Origin of the sequence: Clostridium bornimense (genome assembly GCF_000577895.1) — a bacterium.
In the GTDB taxonomy this organism is placed as follows: domain Bacteria; phylum Bacillota; class Clostridia; order Clostridiales; family Clostridiaceae; genus Clostridium_AN; species Clostridium_AN bornimense.
The window spans coordinates 2,064,150-2,084,773 of record NZ_HG917868.1 but is presented as its reverse complement, the minus strand read 5'-3'; the positions used below and the strand labels follow the sequence as shown (position 1 = coordinate 2,084,773).

General features: G+C 28.7%; 14 protein-coding genes. 13 read left to right on the top strand and 1 reads right to left on the bottom strand.

Translation table 11 applies throughout. From position 1 onward, the window contains the following. The first annotated feature begins 190 nt into the window (after positions 1–190). From CM240_RS09350 to CM240_RS09340, 3 genes are all read left to right on the top strand, one after another. Positions 191–1,003 (top strand): N-acetylmuramoyl-L-alanine amidase family protein, encoded by an 813-nt coding sequence (locus tag CM240_RS09350; protein WP_044038673.1) that lies wholly within the window; start codon positions 191–193, stop codon positions 1,001–1,003. Between the two features lie 263 nt (positions 1,004–1,266). Further along, positions 1,267–5,466, top strand: a complete 4,200-nt coding sequence (locus CM240_RS09345) for an alpha-amylase family glycosyl hydrolase (RefSeq protein ID WP_051483786.1) — start codon at positions 1,267–1,269, stop codon at positions 5,464–5,466. Positions 5,467–5,693: 227 nt separating this feature from the next. Further along, complete coding sequence (locus CM240_RS09340) at positions 5,694–5,939, top strand: hypothetical protein (protein ID WP_044038671.1); 246 nt, start codon at positions 5,694–5,696, stop codon at positions 5,937–5,939. 23 nt (positions 5,940–5,962) lie between these two features. Here CM240_RS09340 and CM240_RS09335 read toward each other — a convergent pair whose 3' ends face one another. Further along, a complete protein-coding gene (locus CM240_RS09335) occupies positions 5,963–6,703 on the bottom strand; it encodes a LytR/AlgR family response regulator transcription factor (protein WP_044038669.1) in 741 nt (246 codons plus the stop codon). Positions 6,704–6,926: 223 nt separating this feature from the next. Here CM240_RS09335 and CM240_RS09330 point away from each other — a divergent pair, with 223 nt between their 5' ends. The 10 genes from CM240_RS09330 to CM240_RS09285 all read left to right on the top strand — a co-directional run bounded on the left by CM240_RS09330 (position 6,927) and on the right by CM240_RS09285 (position 20,606). Beyond that, entirely contained in the window at positions 6,927–8,240 is a 1,314-nt protein-coding gene (locus CM240_RS09330) for a sensor histidine kinase (RefSeq protein WP_044038667.1), read from the top strand. Between the two features lie 180 nt (positions 8,241–8,420). Continuing rightward, the gene (locus CM240_RS09325) at positions 8,421–9,119 is read left to right on the top strand and encodes a polyphosphate polymerase domain-containing protein (RefSeq protein WP_044038664.1); all 699 of its coding nucleotides are present in this window, start codon (positions 8,421–8,423) and stop codon (positions 9,117–9,119) included. Between the two features lie 32 nt (positions 9,120–9,151). Next, positions 9,152–9,823 carry a DUF4956 domain-containing protein gene (locus tag CM240_RS09320; RefSeq protein ID WP_044038655.1) on the top strand — a complete coding sequence of 224 codons (672 nt, stop codon included), beginning with the start codon at positions 9,152–9,154 and terminating at the stop codon, positions 9,821–9,823. 16 nt (positions 9,824–9,839) lie between these two features. Then, positions 9,840–11,918 carry a CotH kinase family protein gene (locus CM240_RS09315; protein ID WP_044038653.1) on the top strand — a complete coding sequence of 693 codons (2,079 nt, stop codon included), beginning with the start codon at positions 9,840–9,842 and terminating at the stop codon, positions 11,916–11,918. Between the two features lie 148 nt (positions 11,919–12,066). Then, positions 12,067–12,939 carry an NUDIX hydrolase gene (locus CM240_RS09310; protein WP_044038651.1) on the top strand — a complete coding sequence of 291 codons (873 nt, stop codon included), beginning with the start codon at positions 12,067–12,069 and terminating at the stop codon, positions 12,937–12,939. 18 nt (positions 12,940–12,957) lie between these two features. Continuing rightward, positions 12,958–13,752 (top strand): ribose-phosphate diphosphokinase, encoded by a 795-nt coding sequence (locus CM240_RS09305; RefSeq protein ID WP_044038649.1) that lies wholly within the window; start codon positions 12,958–12,960, stop codon positions 13,750–13,752. A 13-nt stretch (positions 13,753–13,765) separates the two neighbouring features. Continuing rightward, positions 13,766–14,311 (top strand): cysteine hydrolase family protein, encoded by a 546-nt coding sequence (locus CM240_RS09300; protein WP_044038647.1) that lies wholly within the window; start codon positions 13,766–13,768, stop codon positions 14,309–14,311. Positions 14,312–14,316: 5 nt separating this feature from the next. Then, entirely contained in the window at positions 14,317–15,786 is a 1,470-nt protein-coding gene (locus tag CM240_RS09295) for a nicotinate phosphoribosyltransferase (protein ID WP_044038644.1), read from the top strand. A 177-nt stretch (positions 15,787–15,963) separates the two neighbouring features. Then, the gene (locus CM240_RS09290; protein ID WP_044038642.1) at positions 15,964–17,607 is read left to right on the top strand and encodes a glutamate synthase-related protein; all 1,644 of its coding nucleotides are present in this window, start codon (positions 15,964–15,966) and stop codon (positions 17,605–17,607) included. Positions 17,608–18,389: 782 nt separating this feature from the next. Next, the gene (locus CM240_RS09285) at positions 18,390–20,606 is read left to right on the top strand and encodes an outer membrane protein assembly factor BamB family protein (protein WP_044038639.1); all 2,217 of its coding nucleotides are present in this window, start codon (positions 18,390–18,392) and stop codon (positions 20,604–20,606) included. Positions 20,607–20,624: the final 18 nt, after the last annotated feature.

Here is a 20,624-nt window from a genome sequence, read left to right as displayed (position 1 = left end):
TAATAAAAATAAAAAGTAAAGAGTACTCTAAGAAAAGGATATAAACTTTTCTTAGAGTATTTTTATAAAAAATTTTATATTTAATAAACTATTTTATGGGGGAGACGAAAATATTATTGAAGTTAACAAAATGAAAGATTTATGTTAAATTTATTAAGGAATATTTCTAGAATAGTTTTAGGAGAAGAATATGTCAAGAAAAAGTAAATTATCTGCAAAAGAACAGAAAAAACGAAGGATAAGAAGAAGGGTTACTATAAGGTTAACTGTACTCTTTTTTGCTATTATTGGAGTTATAAGTACTTTTAATTTTATTTTCCAACAAGGAAAGAATTTTGTTACATATGTATTTAGTGAAGAGGAGGTGGAGAACGCTGAAGATATAGCATTAGCAAGCGTAGATGATGATAAATTTACCATATGTATAGATCCTGGTCATGGAAGTCATGATGAAGGTACGAAAAGTGCTTCTGGTGTAAAGGAGAAGGATATAAATTTAAAAGTTGCACTAAAGCTTGGAAAGATGCTGGAAAAAGAAGATGTTAAAGTAATATATACTAGAAAAAGTGATAATTTATCTTGGACTGGAGATGAGATTGAGGATCTTAAAGAAAGAGTAAATATATCTAATAGAGCTAAATCGGATGTTTTTATATCTATTCATTGTAATGGAGGGGAAGATGAAACTTATAATGGTATAGAAACTTGGTGTAGATATCCTAATACAGATGGAGCAAAGTTAGCGGAATTAGTACAAGCTAAGTTAAATGCTTTAAATTATAGTCCTGGTAGAGGGATAAAATATGAAAGTGATGGAGAATTAGCAGTATTAAAAAATAATAATGCAGCGGCAATTCTAGTTGAAATAGGATTTCTCACTAATAGTGATGATTTAGAGTATTTGAAATCTAGTATTGGTCAGGAAAATATAGCGGCAGCTATAGCTGATAGTGTTATGGAATATAAGCAAGAAAACTTTGATAATGATACAGAAAGTGAATAAATTATTTAGTACATATATTTAATATTTTTTAGTTAGAGAAAATAACGATAATGCTAATGTAAAATATGTAATAGTTTACAAAAAGACCTTATAAGGTCTTTTTTTGTTATTTATAGACAAACACTATGATATAATTTAAGTAAACTTTAATGTGAAAATATATCTATCAAAAAAGTTAATTTAATAATAGTTATAATTTCATATGTAAAGGTTTTTATAGTAAACTATTTGCAAATTTCTAAATAATCTGTAGGAGGAAAGTTATGGGAAGTATGAAAAAGAAAAATTTGAACAAATTTATTAGTTTATTTACTGCAATAGTGCTTTTTATTACGTTATTACCTTATAAAGGGAATGTTTCTGCTGAAGAAACTGATAAAATTTCAATGTTACAAGTTGAAATTAATGGCGTAAAAGAAACAATGAAAGTATATCAAAATGGTATTTATGAAACTTCTGTTGATGGTACTGGAAGTGATGTGAAATATACTGTTATAAAGGATGGCGAAACAGTAACATCTAAATCAGTAACAGCTGATAAAGACAGTAAAGTATATATAAGATACAGCAGTAAAGATGATGAGGTCTATGATTCAGTGAATGATAAAGATTCATTTAAATCTTGCGGAACATTAGTTGGTGGAATAGAATCATTTATTGTTGATGGACAAACATGGAAGCAAGATGATGCTAACATGGATATGGAATACATAGGTGGGGGATTTTATAAGAGAACTTTTGATGTAAAGCCAGGAGCAACTGGTAAAATGGAGTATAAAGTTTCTTATGGACATATATGGAGCAACGGTGAAATAGGTTCAAATGCTAGTATTACTTTAACAGGAAAAGAAACTAAGCTAACAGTGATAGGAAATTATTTAGATAATTATGTAATGGCATATAGTGATTTAGATGAGAACAATCTTAATGTTGTATATTCATTGATTGGTGGTGCAAGAGGAGGAGATGATGCATGGAATCCTGCTACTAAAGGTTATGAGTTTACAAATCTAAGTCAAGACGGAAAATTAGTGTATAGTAAATACTATGATGCTGGGACATATGAATATAAAGCAGTCGGTGATTATGCATGGGATGACGCATTAACATTACCAAGTGCAGGTTCTAATGGTAAATTTACAGTACCAGAAGGTGGTGCTTTTGTAGTATTTGTAATAGATCCTGTAGCACATAAGATGTACAATTCTATAGAGAATAAAGATACTGTTTTAGTAGCATTAGGGTTAAAAACAGGTACTGTAGAAGAAGAGCCAGAAGTGGTTAAATCTCAAGTTAATGCCAATGGTACAATAACATTTAAATATGAAAATAAAGATGCAGATTCTGTATATGTAGTAGGTAATTTTACTAACTGGTCAGATGGTAAAGTTGCTTTAGATGTAGATAATAATGGTGTATGGTCTTATACAACTAGACTTGGTGATGAAGCAAGAGAAATTGAGTATAAGTTTATAGTAGATGGAGATTGGATAGTTGATCCAACTAATAGCGATACAACTGCAGATGGAAATTCTTTAATCAGTTTTCCAGCATATAAAGGTAGAAAAGTAGTATTAGCTGGTGATATCCAAACAGCGTTGGGTGAATCAGGATCTTGGAATCCAGCTGGTGGATTAAAATCAACTATGACTTATGTAGGAAATGGTGTTTATGAATTAAGTGGTGATTTAAAAGCAGGTACTTATCTTTATAAAGTTGCTATGGGTGACTGGGGAGAAAATTATGGAGCCAATGCAGAAAAAGATGGAAAGAATATTTCTATAACAGTGCCAGAAGATATGAATGTTAAGTTTACGTATAATGATGATTCTCATGTAATAGTAAATTCTTTAGAGTATAGTCCTATTGAAATGAGTTTAAAAGATGGAGACACTATTGTAGGTTCATTAGAGGATAAATTACTTGATGGTAGATATTCAATAGATGTAACTTTAGACAAAGGTAGTTATAGTAATTACAAAATAGTTTTAAAGGATAAAGAAGTAGATGTGCCAACATTTACTGTAGCTAATAAAAAAGTTGTTACAATTTCTTATGATCCAACTTTAGATTTAGCATATACTAATGCAGCAGATATAAAGGTTAAAACTAAGGAACTTTATTATAATTCTAGAAGTACAGATTATAAAGAGCCATATGGAGCATTAGCAGATAATGAAACTGCAACATTTAAAATAAAAACTGGTGATGATGTAACTAAGGTTCAATTAGTGGTACAAGGTGATAATGGTGTTGAATATGTTGATCTAACTAAGGGTAAGAACAACATGTGGAGTGGAAAATATAAAGCTACTGAGATAGGTATTTATAAGTATTTCTTCTTAGTGTCAAATGGTGAAGATACTAAAGTATATGGTGATGATGATACTTACTTTGGAGAAGGAAAAGGTGGAGAACCTGGAACTGTTAAACCATATGAAGTTAATGTATATAAATCAGATTATAAGACTCCAGATTGGATGAAGAACGGAATAATGTATCAAATATTCCCAGATAGATTCTTTAATGGAGATACTAGTAATGATTATGCACAAACTACAGGAAGAGGAGAAACTAAATATACATTCCCAACAGATTGGTATAGCATGCCAGATAATCCTAACTGTGATGAAGATGGGGATGGAGAATGGAGTAATGATTTATTTGGCGGAGATTTAAAAGGTATAGAGGAAAAACTAGATTATTTACAATCTTTGGGTGTTAGCATTGTATATATAAACCCAATCAATGCATCAATTTCAAATCATAGATATGACATAAGTGATTATGAAGCTGTAGATGCAATACTTGGTAATTTAGATGACTTTACTAGTCTTATAAAGGCAGCTAATAAGAGAGATATGAAAGTAATATTAGATGGTGTATTTAATCACGTTTCTGATGATTCTGTATATTTTGATAGATATGGAAAATACAAAGCAGCAGGACAACCATTAGGTGCATATCAATATTGGTCAAAAGTATATGATATAATGAATGAAAAATCTGTATCTCAAGAAGAAGCAATTAAAGCTGCAGAAGCAGAATTTAAAGCAGAAGGAATAACTGACTTTACTTATAGTGAATGGTTCAAAATATACAATGAAAAAGCTGGTGATCATTATAGATATGAAGGATGGAATGGATTCGATTCAATGCCAATAATTCAATCTTTAGATGGATCAGAATTAAATGTTAAGTCTTGGGCTGAAGATATTATATCTGATGAAGATTCTGTAACTAATTTATGGCTAGATAGAGGTACTAGTGGATGGAGATTAGATGTTGCTGATGAAGTTTCAGATGAAACTTGGAGAGCATTTAGAGATGCTGTAAAAGAAGCTGGAGAAGATAATGTTGTTATTGGAGAAATATGGACAGATGCTTCTAAGTATCTTTTAGGCGATATGTATGATTCTGTTATGAACTATAGATTTAGAGGCTCAGTGTTAGGTTATGTTGGTGGAAGTAAGACAGCTGATTTAGCAATGAATGAACTTGAAAAGATGAGAGAACAATATCCAGAAGAAGCATTCCAAGCAATGATGAATTTAGTAGGTTCTCATGATAAGCCAAGAGTACTTTCTGCTCTTGATGGAGTAGACGATAGTGATCAATCTAGACATGTTGGTGAAGCTTCAGAAGCTGCAAGAAGTAAAATGAATTTAATACCATTCTTCCAAATGACTTATCCAGGAACTCCAACTATTTACTATGGTGATGAACTTGGTATGGTAGGAGCTGCTGACCCAGATAATAGAAGAGGTATGATTTGGGGTAAAGGTGATAAGGAATTAGTTGAAAGATATGCAACTTTAGCTGCAGTTAGAAATGCTTATTCAGCATTAAGAACAGGAGATATTAATTCAATAAGTACAGGAAATGATTCAGTAATTGCTTATGAAAGATTTGATAAAGATAATGAAATTTTAGTACTTATGAACAATAGTACTAAGTCTCAAAAAGTTACAATAGATCTTAAGAATATAGATGCTAAGAAATTATATGATGCTTTAGATGAAGATTCTGTTTATGAAATCGAAGATGGTAAGATAACAGTTAAAGTTCCGGCAATGGATGGATTAATCTTAGTTAAGAAATTCCAAAAACTAAATCTTAACTTAGATGGATTAAAAGATGGATATGATAGTTCAGCTATAGTAGCAGAAAGAACTGGTTATGTTGAACCAACAGATCCAAGCGAGCCAGTAGATCCATCTGAACCAACAAATCCAAGCAATCCAACAGATACATCGAATAATGGAAGCTCAACAGATAACAATGGAGGTTCCTCAAGTAATAATGAAACAGGAGAGAATGGATCTAAAAATAATGTAAATAAAAACAATGCTACAGTACTAAGTAAAACAGGGGGACTTGGTGTTACAGTTATAGTAGGTGCAGCAATATTGATAGTATTAGTAGGAGTTGTACTGATTAAAAGAAAAAAGAAAACTTCATAATTAAGTAAAAAAGAGCTGTGGCACTAAAAATAGTGCACAGCCTTTTTAATTTATGAGATAAACTTTTCATATAATATACACTTTTCATACAATGTACACTGTAGATGAAACAATTATAAATAATAAATATAACTATATAATAGCATATTATAAACTTTATATTGAAATCTTATGATATACGAGGTATAATTATAAAAAATACAAATATATTAGCAGAGGAGATTATTATGTGGAAAGGAATTTTGTACACTTTCTTAGCATTATTTGTAGTGCTATTTATAGTTAAAGCTTTAATTTGGTTATTACCTATAATAATAATTTTAGGTGTCGCGATATACCTTTATGGTAAATATAAATTGAATAAAGCAACAAAAGAGATAAATAATGAAATAAATAATAGAAATTTTAAAGAAGATAGAAAAAATAAATTTGATGTAGAAGATGTAATAGATGTAGATTATAAAGATGTATAAATATAAAAAGACGGCAATACATATTACTTTTGTATTGCCGTCTTTTTAAATTGCTTTAAGTACTTTACTGATATAGGGCATTGTTCGCCATTTATCATAGTAATAATACGAGATGTAGTATCAATATTTTCAATATTCTCTGTATTCACTAAAAAAGATTTATGACATCTATAAAAGCGTTGATCTACAAGCTTCGTAATATCTTTTAGTTGAGCATAAAATTCTATTTGACTATCTAATGTATGAAGTATTATTTTATGTATAGTATTTGAGGTTTCAAAGAAAGTTATTTTTGAAGGCTCAACATTAATTATCTTATCACCAGATTTTAATATAAAATTGGATTTAGGGGTATCACTTCTAAAAGTATACCTTTCATTAGCCAATTCTAAGCATTGTAAAATGCGATTTTCTATAAATGGATAATTATTTTTAACTATATAATCCATGGCCTCAACTTTATATGTAAAAGTAAGATAACTCATTTCTTCATGAGTAGTTATAAATACAATAAATCCTACAGGATCATACTTTCTAATAATTTGAGCGAGCTCAATACCATTAATTGTAGAATTTAAATCTACGTCAAGAAAATATAATCCAGTTGTTTTATTATTTTTTAAGTAATCTATTATATCTTGAGGGCATGGTGTTGAAAGAGTTAAATCCATATCAAAATTTTCTTTTTCAATCAAATTGTTGATTAATTTAGATATTGTATTTCTTTGATTAGAATTATCCTCGCATAAGAATATTTTAAGCAATTTGGACACTCCTTTTAAAAGTAGCTAGCAGTATAAATTATAATATAATAAAATTATATCATAATTATGCATAAATTAAAAATAAAAACTAAAAATACAATAAAATAATAAAATTATAACTAATTACATTGTTTTAAATATTTAAGAATTAAATAAAAAAAATACCAAAACTGTTTCGGTATGATATAATAATATTAAAACTATGGATTAAATAGGTGAGAATATGAAATTAGTAGTACAAGTAATTGCATCAATATCTTTAATGTATATTTCATTAATATCTTTAGTACCATTTAAAATTAATAAGAAGTATTTAATGTATACTTTATTTATAAGTTTAGTAGCAGTTGTCCCATTAAAGCTTCAAGTTGAATCTTTAGGGATAATAGTTTTAACATTTATACAAATAATATTCGTATATTTTCACAATCGAAATATATTTACTAGTGTATTCTTTACATTGATGGCTGTAGTTGTAATGATAATTAGTGACTATATTTTAAGTTTTTTATGTTTAAAATTAGTACATATTGAAGTTGCAAGATATGATGGATATTCTTTAGAAAGGTATTTCTTTTTATATTTAATAACAGTAATTATTATATTAATATTAAGCAGAATGGTTAAACTAACTATTACAAAATATTGGGATGTGTTAACTGCTAAGTTTGATAGAAGTTTTGCAATACTTATGATAGCAATTGTATTTTTAACTTTGTTAATTATTTATTCTAATGTTATTTTAGCTAACAAAATAGGAGTTGGAGGTACTGTAATAGAATTTAATAATATATTATTTATCTCATATTTTGTTTTATTACTTGTCATATTATTCACTATGATAAAAACGATAACAAAAGAAATGGAATATAGAAATAAGAAAGAACAATTGCGAAATTTGCAAGACTATACCAATAGCCTAGAAGAAGTATATACAGATATGAGAAAGTTCAGGCATGACTATATAAATATATTATCGTCTATAGTTGGGTATATAGAAGAAAACAATATGAATGGATTAAAAAACCATTTTTATAAAAATATAATGCCATTAGGAGAAGGAATAAAGAATAATAGTTTTAGAATAGGATTACTTAAAAATATAGAAGTAGTAGAATTGAAAGGATTATTATCTTCAAAAATTATAAGGGCTCAGGGTAAAGGAATAGATGTATTTGTAGATATATCTGATAAAATAAATAATATATCTATGGATATCATAGATATGGTTAGAGTAATTGGAATCTTGCTTGATAATGCTATCGAGGCTGCAGAGGTATGTGAGAAACCTATTATAAAATTAGGAATAATAAAAAAGAAGCAATCTATTCTTATTGTAATAATTAATAGTTGTATTGAAAATACTCCACCAGTATATAAGGTATTTGAAAAAGGGTTTTCAACAAAAGGAAAAGGTAGAGGAATGGGGCTTAGTAATGTGAGAGATATTTTAAATAAGTCATCTAATATTTTTTTAGATACAACTATAAATAATGGAGAGTTTATACAGAAGTTGGAAATAGAAAATATAAAATAGTAGGAACTTTGAAGGATATTATGGATAATATTTTTCAAAGTTTTTTATTTATAGCTTAATTAATACACGTAAAATTCACATGGCGTCCATATTAGAAAATTATAATAATATTTGGTTATTTAACAATTATTTAACATGAGTTTAATAAAAATTTAACAATATTATGGAGGTGATAAATTAGTGAAAAAAGAACCTAAATTTAGACATGAATTGAAACACTACATAACATATGGTGATTATCTTGTGATAAGACAACGGTTAAATGTAGTTGCCAAACATGATAGAAATGCTAATAATCATGGTAGATATAAAATACGTAGTCTTTACTTTGATAATGATGATAATAAGGTACTTAGAGAAAAAAAAGATGGAATCAGATGTAGAGAAAAATTTAGAATCCGTTATTATAATGAAGATTTATCTTTTATAAAACTAGAGAAAAAAAGTAAAGTTAACGGGTTATGCTTAAAGGAGTCAGTTAGAGTAACAAAGGAAGAATGTGAAAAAATAATTTCTGGGGATATAGAGTGGATGAAATATATTGATCAAAAATTATTAAATGAATTATATAGTAAAATGCAGTACCAAAGGATAAAGCCTAAGACTATAGTTGATTATATAAGAGAACCTTTTATATATAAGATGGGTAATGTAAGAATTACTTTTGACAGTGATATAAGGACAGGAATAAATTCTACAGATTTTTTTGATTTTGATGTACCTATGATTGCTCACGATATTGCTTATAATAACAATACTATTATATTGGAAGTGAAATTTGATGAATTTCTTCCAGATATAATAAGTGATGTAATTCAAACGAATAATAGGGAACAAACATCATTTTCAAAATATGCGGTATGCAGAAATTTTGGATAATTTTTATTTATATTATTTTAGGGGGAAATAAAATGACATTTAATGATATATTTAAATCAAGTTTTTTAGAAAAAACATCTTCATTTTCAATTGTTGATACATTAATAGCTTTAGGTTTAGCTTTTGCTTTAGGTTTATTTATATTTTATGTGTATAAGAAGACATTTAATGGAGTAATGTATTCAGCTAACTTTGGAGTATCATTAATGGTAATGACACTTATAACTACATTAGTAATATTGGCAGTAACTTCAAATGTAATTTTATCATTAGGAATGGTTGGGGCGTTATCTATTGTTCGTTTTAGAACAGCTATTAAAGAACCTTTAGATATAGCATTTTTATTTTGGGCAATTGCTGGTGGTATAGTTTTAGGGACTGGACTTATTCCACTAGCAGTTATAGGATCTGTATTTATTGGGATTATAATGATAGTATTTGTAAATAAGAAAAGCAAAGATACACCATATATCTTGGTTGTTGATTGTTATAATGATGAAGTAGAAAGAAGAGTAGTTGAAGTAGTTAGTAGTGGTGTAAAGAAACATATGGTAAAATCAAAAACTATTTCAACTAATGGGATTGAGCTTACATTAGAAGTAAGACTTAATGAAATGACTACTGATTTTGTAAATAAAATTTCTAACGTAAAGGGAGTATCAAGAGCTGTACTTGTAAGCTACAATGGTGAATATATGTCTTAAGGTGGTGTTATAACCTATGATATCAAGTAAATACTTAAAAGCAATTGTTGCTGTAGTTATAGGGTTTGCTATGATTTTTACTGGAATATTCATGTTTGTTCCAGAGGTATTAGGAATAAAGGAGCAAAATTCAATTACAACATCATTTGAATATGAGACAGAACTTTTCAATCATGATAAAATAATAAATTTAGATATATCTATTGACGAAGATAGCTGGGATGATATGCTAGAAAACGCATTATCAGAAGAGTATGTATCTTGTGATGTAACGGTTAATGGAAAAGCATTTAAAAATGTGGCCATAAGACCGAAAGGAAATACAAGTTTGACCAGTGTTGCTAATGATGATACTACAGATAGATATAGTTTTAAAATTGAATTTGATCATTATATTTCAAATCAGACATGCTATGGGTTAGATAAGTTAATTTTAAATAATAATATATCTGATGCTACATATATGAAGGAATATTTGTCTTTTGGTTTAATGGAATATATGTCAGTAGCAGCGCCATTGCATAACTATGTTAATGTAACTGTTAATGGTGAAAATTGGGGGCTATATTTAGGGATAGAGGCTATGGAGGAATCCTATGCAGAAAGAAATTTTGGATCTAATTATGGGAAATTATATAAACCAGAAAGTGTGGGAATGGGGGCAAAAGAAGATAATAATAATGGTTCTTTAGGAAATCCATCGGGAAATAACAAAGGATTACCGGACATAAGTGAAAATAATGGTGGAGGCGGAGTGCCACCGGATATGAATAGTAATAATGGGGGAAGTGGAACACCACCAGACATCAATGGTAATAATGGTGGAGGCGGAGCACCACCAGATATGGATAGCAATAATGGTGTAGGTGGAGCACCACCAGATATGAATAGTAATAATGGTGGAGGTGGAGCGCCACCAGATATGAATAGTAATAATGGTGGAAATGGATCACCACCAAGTATGAATAATAATAACGATAATCAACAACAAAGTACTGATAACAAAGAGGGAATGGCTAATAATGGTCCAGGTATGGGCGGAATGTCATCGGGAGGCACAGATCTTGTTTATGTAGATGATAATTCTGATAGTTACTCAGGGATATTTGATAATGCAATTTTTGATAGCAACGAAGATGATTATCAAAGGGTAATTAAAGCGATTAAAAATATAAATGAAGGAACTAATTTAGATAAATATATAAATATAGATAGTGTTCTTAGATATTTTGCTGTAGAGACTACATTAGTAAATTTAGATAGTTATGTATCTTCAATGAAACATAATTATTGTCTATATGAAAAAAATGGACAATTAACAATGTTGCCATGGGATTATAATTTATCTTTTGCGGGATTCCAAGCGGGAACAGCTACTTCAGCTATTAATTTTCCTATTGATACTCCTGTAAGTGGTATTGATTTAAGTGAAAGACCTATATTAGGTAAATTGCTAGAAGTAGATGAATATAAAGAAACATATCATGAATATCTTAAGGAAATAGTAGAGGGATATTTTAATAGTGGAAAATTTACTGAAACTATAGATAAAGTAGATTCTATGATCAATGAATATGTAAAAAATGATCCAACAGCTTTTTACTCTTATGATGAATATACTACAGCAGTAGAAACAATTAAGGAATTTGGAATATTAAGGGCTAAAAGTATAGAAGGTCAATTAGATGGAACTATACCATCTACCACTACAGAGCAAGATTCAAATCAAGATAAGCTAATTGATGGATCATCAATAAATATTCAAGCTATGGGCGTTCAAGGTGGGGGAGAAAAAGGACAAGGACCTCAACAAGACGAAGATAATAATGGAGAAAATACTTACAGTAATATAGAATATGATAATTCTAGTTATGAATCCGAAAATAAAAATAATAATAATATGATAGGACAAAATCCTAGTAAAGACATAACAAATGGTAATATTGGGAATATTAATGGGGCTGATGTAAGTAAGAATTGGGAAGTATCAAAAGTAAGTAATATAGATGGTGACTCTATTTTTCAATTAATATTTTCTATAGGATTATTAATAGGTGCTACTGTATTTGTAACATTATATAAACGAAGAAGGTAAATTAATAAAGGAACTTTGCAGAAGTGATGAATTAATCGCTATGCAAAGTTTTTTTGCTATTGACAATTTTATGAAAAAAGCATATTATAAATACATAAGTTCAATTTGATACTATCTAAAAGAAAATAAGTGCGAGGTTGATTAAAATATGGGTGAAGAAAAGGAATTTTTAGATAACTATAGTGATGAGGAATATGATAAACCTAGTGTTACTAATGATGTTTTAATCTTTACAACAGAGGATATAAAGGGAGATAACATTAGGAAGGTTCCAAAGAAAGGACTTCAAGTATTATTAATTAAGAGAGATGAACAACCAGATAAGGATATGTGGTGTATTCCAGGTGGCTTTGTTAGAAAAGATGAAAGCTTAGAACAGTGTGCTGCAAGAAAATTAAAAGAGAAAACAGGAATAGAAGATGTATATTTAGAGCAATTATATACCTTTGGAGATGTAGATAGGGATAAAAGAACAAGAGTTATAACAATTAGTAGTATGGCCTTAGTAGCTAAGGAAAAAATTAAATTTACAGAATTAGATTCTTTAAAAGAGAAGAAATGGTTTTGGGTAGAAAAGAATCTTGTGGAATCTAAAAATGATTTACATATAGAAAATAAATATAAGTTATATTTAAGATCAGAAGATGGTGAAGTTGAAATAGAATACGATGTTATAGAAAAAATAGAAAAAAGTGTTTTAAGAAAAAGATCTATTACATATACCCTAGAAAAAAGTTGTAAAAATAAATTAGCTTTTGATCACTATAAAATACTAGATTATGGAATAGATAGATTAAGAAATAAAATAGAGTATACACCAATTGCTTTTAATTTATTACCTAAATTATTTACTGTAATAGAATTACAGTATGTTTATGAGGCTATTATGGGGAGAAAAATATTAAATTTTAGAAGAAAAATGAATAATTTTATTATAGAGACAGATGAAAAAATTGAAGGTAAACCATATAGACCGGCAAAAGTATTTAAATTTAATGAGAATTTTCAACATGATTTTTAAGGGGGGAATTTAAAGTATATGATTTTTTTAAACAATGAAAAAATAGAAATAAGGAAATTTCCTAATGGTGAGAGTTTTATAGATTCTTATAATATAAGAATAAGTGATGAAAAAAATGTTATTAAAGTAAAATTTGAGAGTGATTCAGATTTAATGCATTTAATATTTTTAAAAAATCATTTAGATGAAATGATGGTAAAGTGTCATTTAGTAATACCGTATATGCCTTATAGTAGAATGGATAGAACAGAAGGGGTTAGATTATTTACTTTAAAATATATTTGTAAGATTATAAATGACTTGAAATTTGAAACTGTTACAGTTTATGAGCCACATTCTGATGTAACTGTTGCTCTTTTAGATAGAGTCATAGTAGTGAATAAAACTAAGGAATTAGTAGAAAAGACCATTAAAAATTTCAGTGATGAAGAGCTATTCTTAGTATATCCTGATTCAGGAGCTGAAAAGAGATATAGTAAGCAGATAAACTATAACAAGATATTAGTAGCATCTAAAGAGAGAGATTTTAAAACTGGAAGAATAAAGTCTCTTAGTATAAGTGAAAATATAGAAGTTAATAAAGGGTTTATAGCTATTATTGTAGATGATTTATGTTCAAAGGGAGGCACTTTTATATTAACTGCTGAGAAATTAAGGGATATGGGTGCAAAAGATATTTATTTAGTAGTAACTCATTGCGAAAATACTATTTTTGATGGTGATATATTAAAGTCAGATTTAATAAAGAAGGTTTATACTACTGACAGTATATTAAGTAGAGAATGTGAAAAGATTGAGATAGAAAAGATATAAGGAGTGTTATAATATGAAAAAATTATTAGTTGTAGTAGATTATCAAAAGGATTTTGTAGATGGAGCATTAGGATTCCCTAAAGCTAGTACTTTAGAGAATGGTATTTGTGAGAAAATATCAAAATATCTTGAAGAGGGAGAAAAAGTATTATTCACTTATGATACTCATCATGATAATTATCTAGAAACTAGAGAAGGAAAGAATCTACCGGTGCTTCATTGTATAGATGGTACTGAAGGACATGATTTATTTGGAAAATTAAAAGAGTTTAAAGGTGCAGAAAATACATTGCATTATAAAAAAGAAGCTTTTGCATTATCACCAGAGGATATGATTAATATAAGAAAAGAAGTTGGTGATAATATCGATACTATTGAATTTGTTGGTGTTGTTACAAATATGTGCGTAATAAGTAATGTAGTTGCTTTTCAAGGTGAATATATAAATTCAAAATTAGTAGTAGATGCTAGTCTTTGTGCTAGTTTTGATGATAGCTTACATGATAAGGCATTAGATGTAATAGAAGCATTACAAGTAAAAGTTATTAATAGGAGATGAGGGGAATGACAAATCCATTATTGTTAACAGATTTTTATAAGACTATACATCATATGTGTTATGCAGAGGGACTTACGAAATTAGTTAGTTATTGGACACCAAGAATGTCACGAAAAGAAAATATAGATAAAGTGGTTATGTTTGGATTACAGCCTTTTATTAAGAAATATCTTATAGAGTATTTCAATGAAAATTTCTTTAAGAAGGATAAAGAAGAGATTATTAGTGAGTATAAAAGAATTATTTCAATAACTATGGGGGATATTGCTGCTGATGCTAGTCATATAGAAGAATTACATGATTTAGAATACTTACCTATAGAGATAAAGGCGGTAGCAGAAGGAGAAAGAGTAAATATTAAAACTCCTATGATTGAGATTACTAATACTGACGATAGATTTCCATGGCTTGTGAATTATTTAGAAACTTTGATGAGTTGTCATATATGGCAGCCAATGACTAGTGCCAGTATTGCTTATAGGTATAGAGAAATAATAGATAAGTATTTTGATTTAACAGTTGAAAATGGAGAGCCAAAGAAAGCTTGTGGAGATTTTAGTATGAGAGGATTTAGTTCTCTTGAAAGTGCTGAAGCTAGTGCAGCTGGCCATCTATTATCATTTACTGGTACAGCAACTATACCGGCAATAATTTATCTTGAAGAGTATTATGATTGTAATATTGAAAAAGATGAAGTTGCATTTGGAACTCCATCTACAGAGCATAGTGTTATGTGTAGCTATGGTAGAGATGAATACTTAGCATACAAGAGATTAATAAATGAGGTATTTCCTTCAGGGGTTATTAGTATAGTATCAGATACTTATGATTATTGGAATCTTATAATATCAATACTTCCTAAGCTTAAAGAAGATATATTAAAAAGGGAAGGAAAGGTAGTTATAAGAGGTGATAGTGGTGATCCTGTGAAGATAATCTGTGGTGACGATACTGTAGATAAAAATTCACCGGAATATAAAGGAACAGTAGAGTTATTATGGGATATTTTTGGTGGTACTATTAATTCTAAAGGATATAAGGTATTAGACTCTCATATCGGAACAATTTATGGTGATAGTATAACTGTGGAACGTTGTGAAGAGATTTGTAAGAGATTGATGGCAAAAGGATTTGCTGTTAGTAATTGTGTTTTTGGTATTGGATCATATACTTATCAATATAATACTAGAGATACTTTTGGATTTGCACTAAAGGCTACTCATGCAGTGATTAATGGTAAAGAAAAGTTTATATTTAAAGATCCTAAAACAGATACAGGAAATTTTAAAAAATCACAAAAAGGTATGTGTTATGTCTATAGAAATGGTGATGATATATTATATAAAGATCAATTAACAATAGAGGAACAAAGCAAATGTAAAGATAATTTATTAACTACTGTATTCAAAGATGGTATACTAATAAAAAATTACAAATTAGATGAAATAAGAAAAAGATTACATGATAATTTCTAAACAAAATACAGTTATTAATGCTAAATTGATTAACATTAATAACTGCTTTTGTTATTTTATCAACAAAAATCGAAAAATATATTCGGATTGATAAAGTTATTTTGCATCAAAGGAAAATATTTTTATATATGTTATAATTTAATAGTGAAACTAAATGTTTTTATTGGGGGTAATATAATGTTTCAATATCAAAAAAGTAATGATGTGTTAAATACCGTAAATAGAGGGAATGCGGCAGAGTCAGGATTGTGTACTTTATGTAGAGCAGATTGTAAAGGTAAATGTGAAACTTGGATGTCTACTATGAAAGGTAGAAAAATGCTATATCCAAGAGATTTTGGTACAGTTACAGCAGGAAGCTCAAATATTAATCATGTAGGAGTAAGTTATAATAACTTAAGGATTCAAGGATATAATTATGGGGCTAATGGATTAGCTAGTGGGTTGTCTAATAGTGCCGATGATTGTATTTTTCCAAATGTAAACGTTGAGACTACTTTCGGGAAAAATGTAAAAACTAAGTCAAGAATACCTATAATGACTGGAGCGTTAGGGTCTACATTTATAGCAGCTAAGTATTGGGAATCTTTTGCTGTAGGAGCAGCATTAGTAGGTTTTCCAATAGTTGTTGGAGAAAATGTAGTTGGTGTTGATAAAGCAGCAGTTATTGAAAATGGTAAGATTGTAAAAGCACCAGAATTAGATAGAAGAATAGAATCATATATGAAATATTATGATGGGTATGGTTCTATAATTATTCAAATGAATGTAGAAGATGCAAGAAATGGTGTGGCAGAATACGTTATCAATAAATATGGTGATGATGTAATAATCGAACTTAAGTGGGGACAAGGTGCTAAAGATATAGGTGGTGAAATACAAGTTACTTCATTAGACTATGCATTGTTCTTAAAAGAAAGAGGATATATAGTAGATCCAGATCCTACAAAAGCAGATGTTCAAGAAAGTTTTAAATCTGGAGCTATAAAGGCTTTTGCTAGACATAGTAGATTAGGATATACAAATTTAAATTCTGCTGATGAAGTTAGAGCAGACTTTATGGAAACAATAGATTATTTAAGAAGTTTAGGATATAAGAGAATAACATTAAAAACTGGTTCTTATGGTATGGAAGCTTTAGCTATGGCTATTAAGTTTGCTACAGAAGCTAAGTTAGATTTACTTACAATAGATGGATCTGGTGGAGGTACAGGAATGAGTCCATGGAATATGATGGAATCATGGGGAGTACCATCAATATTCTTACATTCTAAAGCATATGAATATGGACAAATATTAAAAGAACAAGGTTATGATGTTGTTGATATGGCATTTGCCGGTGGTCTTGCTAGAGAAGATCATATCTTTAAGGCATTAGCACTTGGAGCTCCATTCACAAAACTTGTTTGTATGGGAAGAGCATTAATGATTCCTGCTTTCTTAGGAGCTAATATAGAATCAGTTATTCATCCAGAAAGAAGAGAAAGATTAAATGGTAACTGGGATGCATTGCCTAAACATATTGTTGATGAATTTGGTACATCTCCAGAAGAAATTTTTGCTGGATATTTTGAAGTAAAAGAAAAGGTTGGAGCAGAGGCTATGAAGGATATACCTTATGGTGCAATAGGAGTATGGACTCTTGCAGATAAATTAACAGCTGGACTTCAACAACTTATGGCAGGAGCTAGAAAGTTTAGCATTGATCAATTATCAAGAGATGATTTATTTGCTGCTAATAGAGAAACTGAAAAAGAAACAGGAATTAGTTTCTTAACAGAAGTTGGCGATGATATAGCAAAAGAAATTTTAAGAAGATAGTAAAAGGGAGCTGTTGCACGAGAGTGTGGCAGCTTTTTTTAAGTTTGATAGAGCAAAAATAGGGCACAAGTATGAGGGCACAGGGCACAGGTATGGAGGAAATTCCTGCGAAATTTCTGAGATTATACGTGTGGTGTCTTTAGTTTGTTATAAAGATTTATTTTGTAATTAAAATAGGGAGCGTAACATAATTCATACAGGGGGCTCATGAAAGTTGCACTTTCATGAAGCTTTGAATATATATTTGCATAGGATTATATATAGAGTTAAGTTTATATTAGTACCTGTTCTAGTTAAGTAGTGGTAAAACTTTATCTATACTATAAAATGCACTAGATGTCCGTGTGACTATAATAAAATTCCTCATAAAGAGGAATTTTCACATTACTTGTTCCCTGTGCCATGATAAAAGGAAATTAAGGCGTAATTAAAAAAATACGTAAGAAAACTTATAAAAAAGAAAAAAGAAGAAATAAAAATATAATAAAAATTTTTTAAGATAGAAATTTTATTTAATATAATTAGTAAGTATATATTAGAAAAATTATTTTGAATAAAATTCAATAAATTACAAATATATCAATAAGTTATTTTACGGTTTTCTGATACTTTAAAGTATTATAAGTAATATTTTTATAAAAAATTTGTAATAACAAAAATAGCGTTAATACTAGTGATAATGAGGGCTTAGGGACTGTTGACATAAAAATTTAGGCAATGTACTATATAATCATATGATACAGTATTTTACAATACATTGTTAGAAAAGGGGATTAAGAATTATGAAGTTAGTAAAATCTTTAATTGCTAGTATAGTAATTACAGTGATAACTTCTAATGTAGTTTTAGCAGGTAGTGATAGCCTAAGTTTATGGACGCAGTTTAGAGGAAATATTTTAAATCCAGCAATAACTGATAGTAAGACGCCTACTACGTCATTAGAAGTAAAGGAAAAATGGAGTGTAGAAGTAGGTGAAGGTTGGAAATTTAGTGATCCTATAATTGTAGGGGATTATATATATTCTACAGATTCTTCAAAAATAAAAAAATATAGTAGAGAAACAGGAGAAGAAATATTATCAAATACACTTACAGAAAGTATATCATGGTCATCAAGGATTGCTTATGGTGATGGAAAGATATTTGTACCTACTAATAATGGAAGGATACAATGCGTTGATGCTGATACTTTAGATATGTTGTGGATAAGTCCTGTTATAGAAGATACAAGTCTACAAGGTATTGGGACAGTAGTATATTATGATGGTTATGTTTATTGTGGAGTATCTAGTAATTCTGGTGATAATGGATTTTACTATGCACTATCAGTAGAAGATAAAAATACTAAAAAGAGTGATGAAATAAAAGATTATGCATGGAAATATGAACCTAAAGAAGGAAAGAAAGGTTATTATCTAACAGGAGGGGCTGTGGTAGGTAATAATATTATTTTTGCAGGAGAAAAGGGAGAAGTTGTTGCTCATAGTTTAAAAGAAGATAAAGTTATAGATGCTATAGATATTGGCGATGGAATAAGAAGTTCAATACATTATGATAAAAAAAGTGAAAAAATATATTTATCTACAAAGGGTGGATCAATATGTTCAATTAAAGTAAATGAAGATGGTACTTTTGATAAAGGTTCATTAATTAGTACCGTTATAGGGGCTGATTCAGTATCGAGTCCTGTAGTATATAATGGAAGAGTATATGTGTGTAGTGGAAAAAACTTTTTGGTGTTAGATGGTACAAGCTTAAATACTATATATCAAATATGGGGAATATCATCAAAATCATCACCAATATTAACTACAGCTTATGCTAATAAGGATAACAATAATACGGTATATTTATATGTATTTAATTCATCAAGTCCTGATAGTATATATTGTATTAAGGATTTCGAAGGAAATACTAAAGAGAATTATGAAAAAATTATTTCTACTAGCAAGCCGCATTCAAATAATTCATCAGCGGCAATAGATGAATATGGAAGTATATATTTTAAAAATGATTCAGGATATCTATTTTGTTTTAAAAATGAGAATGGAGAATATATAGCAGAAGATATTATTTTAGCAATAAATAATCTTCCAGATATTAATGAAATAACATTAGATGATAAGATTATAGTAAAAAATATATTAAATAGGTATAATTCTTTAAGTGATGAAGAAAAGAAAAAGGTTTCTAATGTTGATATGTTGAATAATGCTATTACCAAGATAGAATCATTAAAAAATATAAAAGATGAAGTAGCAAATATTATTAAAGATATAAATAACCTTCCAGAAGTTATTACCATAGAAGAAAAAAATACTATAAACCAATTGTTAGATAGATACAATGCGCTTCCAGAAGGATATAAAAGTTCGGTTACAAATATAGATGTACTTTTAGATTTAAGTAAAAAATTAGATAATGAAGAAAAAGAAAAAGAAGTTAATGATTTAATAAGTAAAATAGACAGTTTGCCTTCTGATAAAGATGTAGTACTTGATAACAAGGAAGAGATATATAGTTTATATAATCAGTTTGAAAAACTTACAGAAGAAGAAAAAGCTAAAGTGACTAATATAGATAAATTGATGGCGCTTAAAAATAGAATATTAGAAATTAGGGAAATAGTAAATGGCATTAGAGATGATATATGGGAGAAAGTAGATAAAAATAATATCACTTTAGATGATAAAGAAACTGTAGAAGATATAGTAAAAAGATACGATGCTCTAAATAGTAAGGATAGGAAATATGTTGATAACTTTAGTAAAGTTGAGGAAGCTAAAGGTAAAATTGAAGAATTAGCAGCAGGAATTATATTAACAGAAGATGATATTACAGATAATAAAGATAGTAATAATAGCAATAAAGAGTTATCTAAAACTGGTGGAATAGGAAAAGAGCTTATAGCAGTAATAGCCATTATTATATTAATTTCGGGAATAGTAGTTTTGTATTTAAGTAGTAAGAAGAAAAATATTGAAGATAAAAATAGGTAGAGCAAAATCTCTATCTAT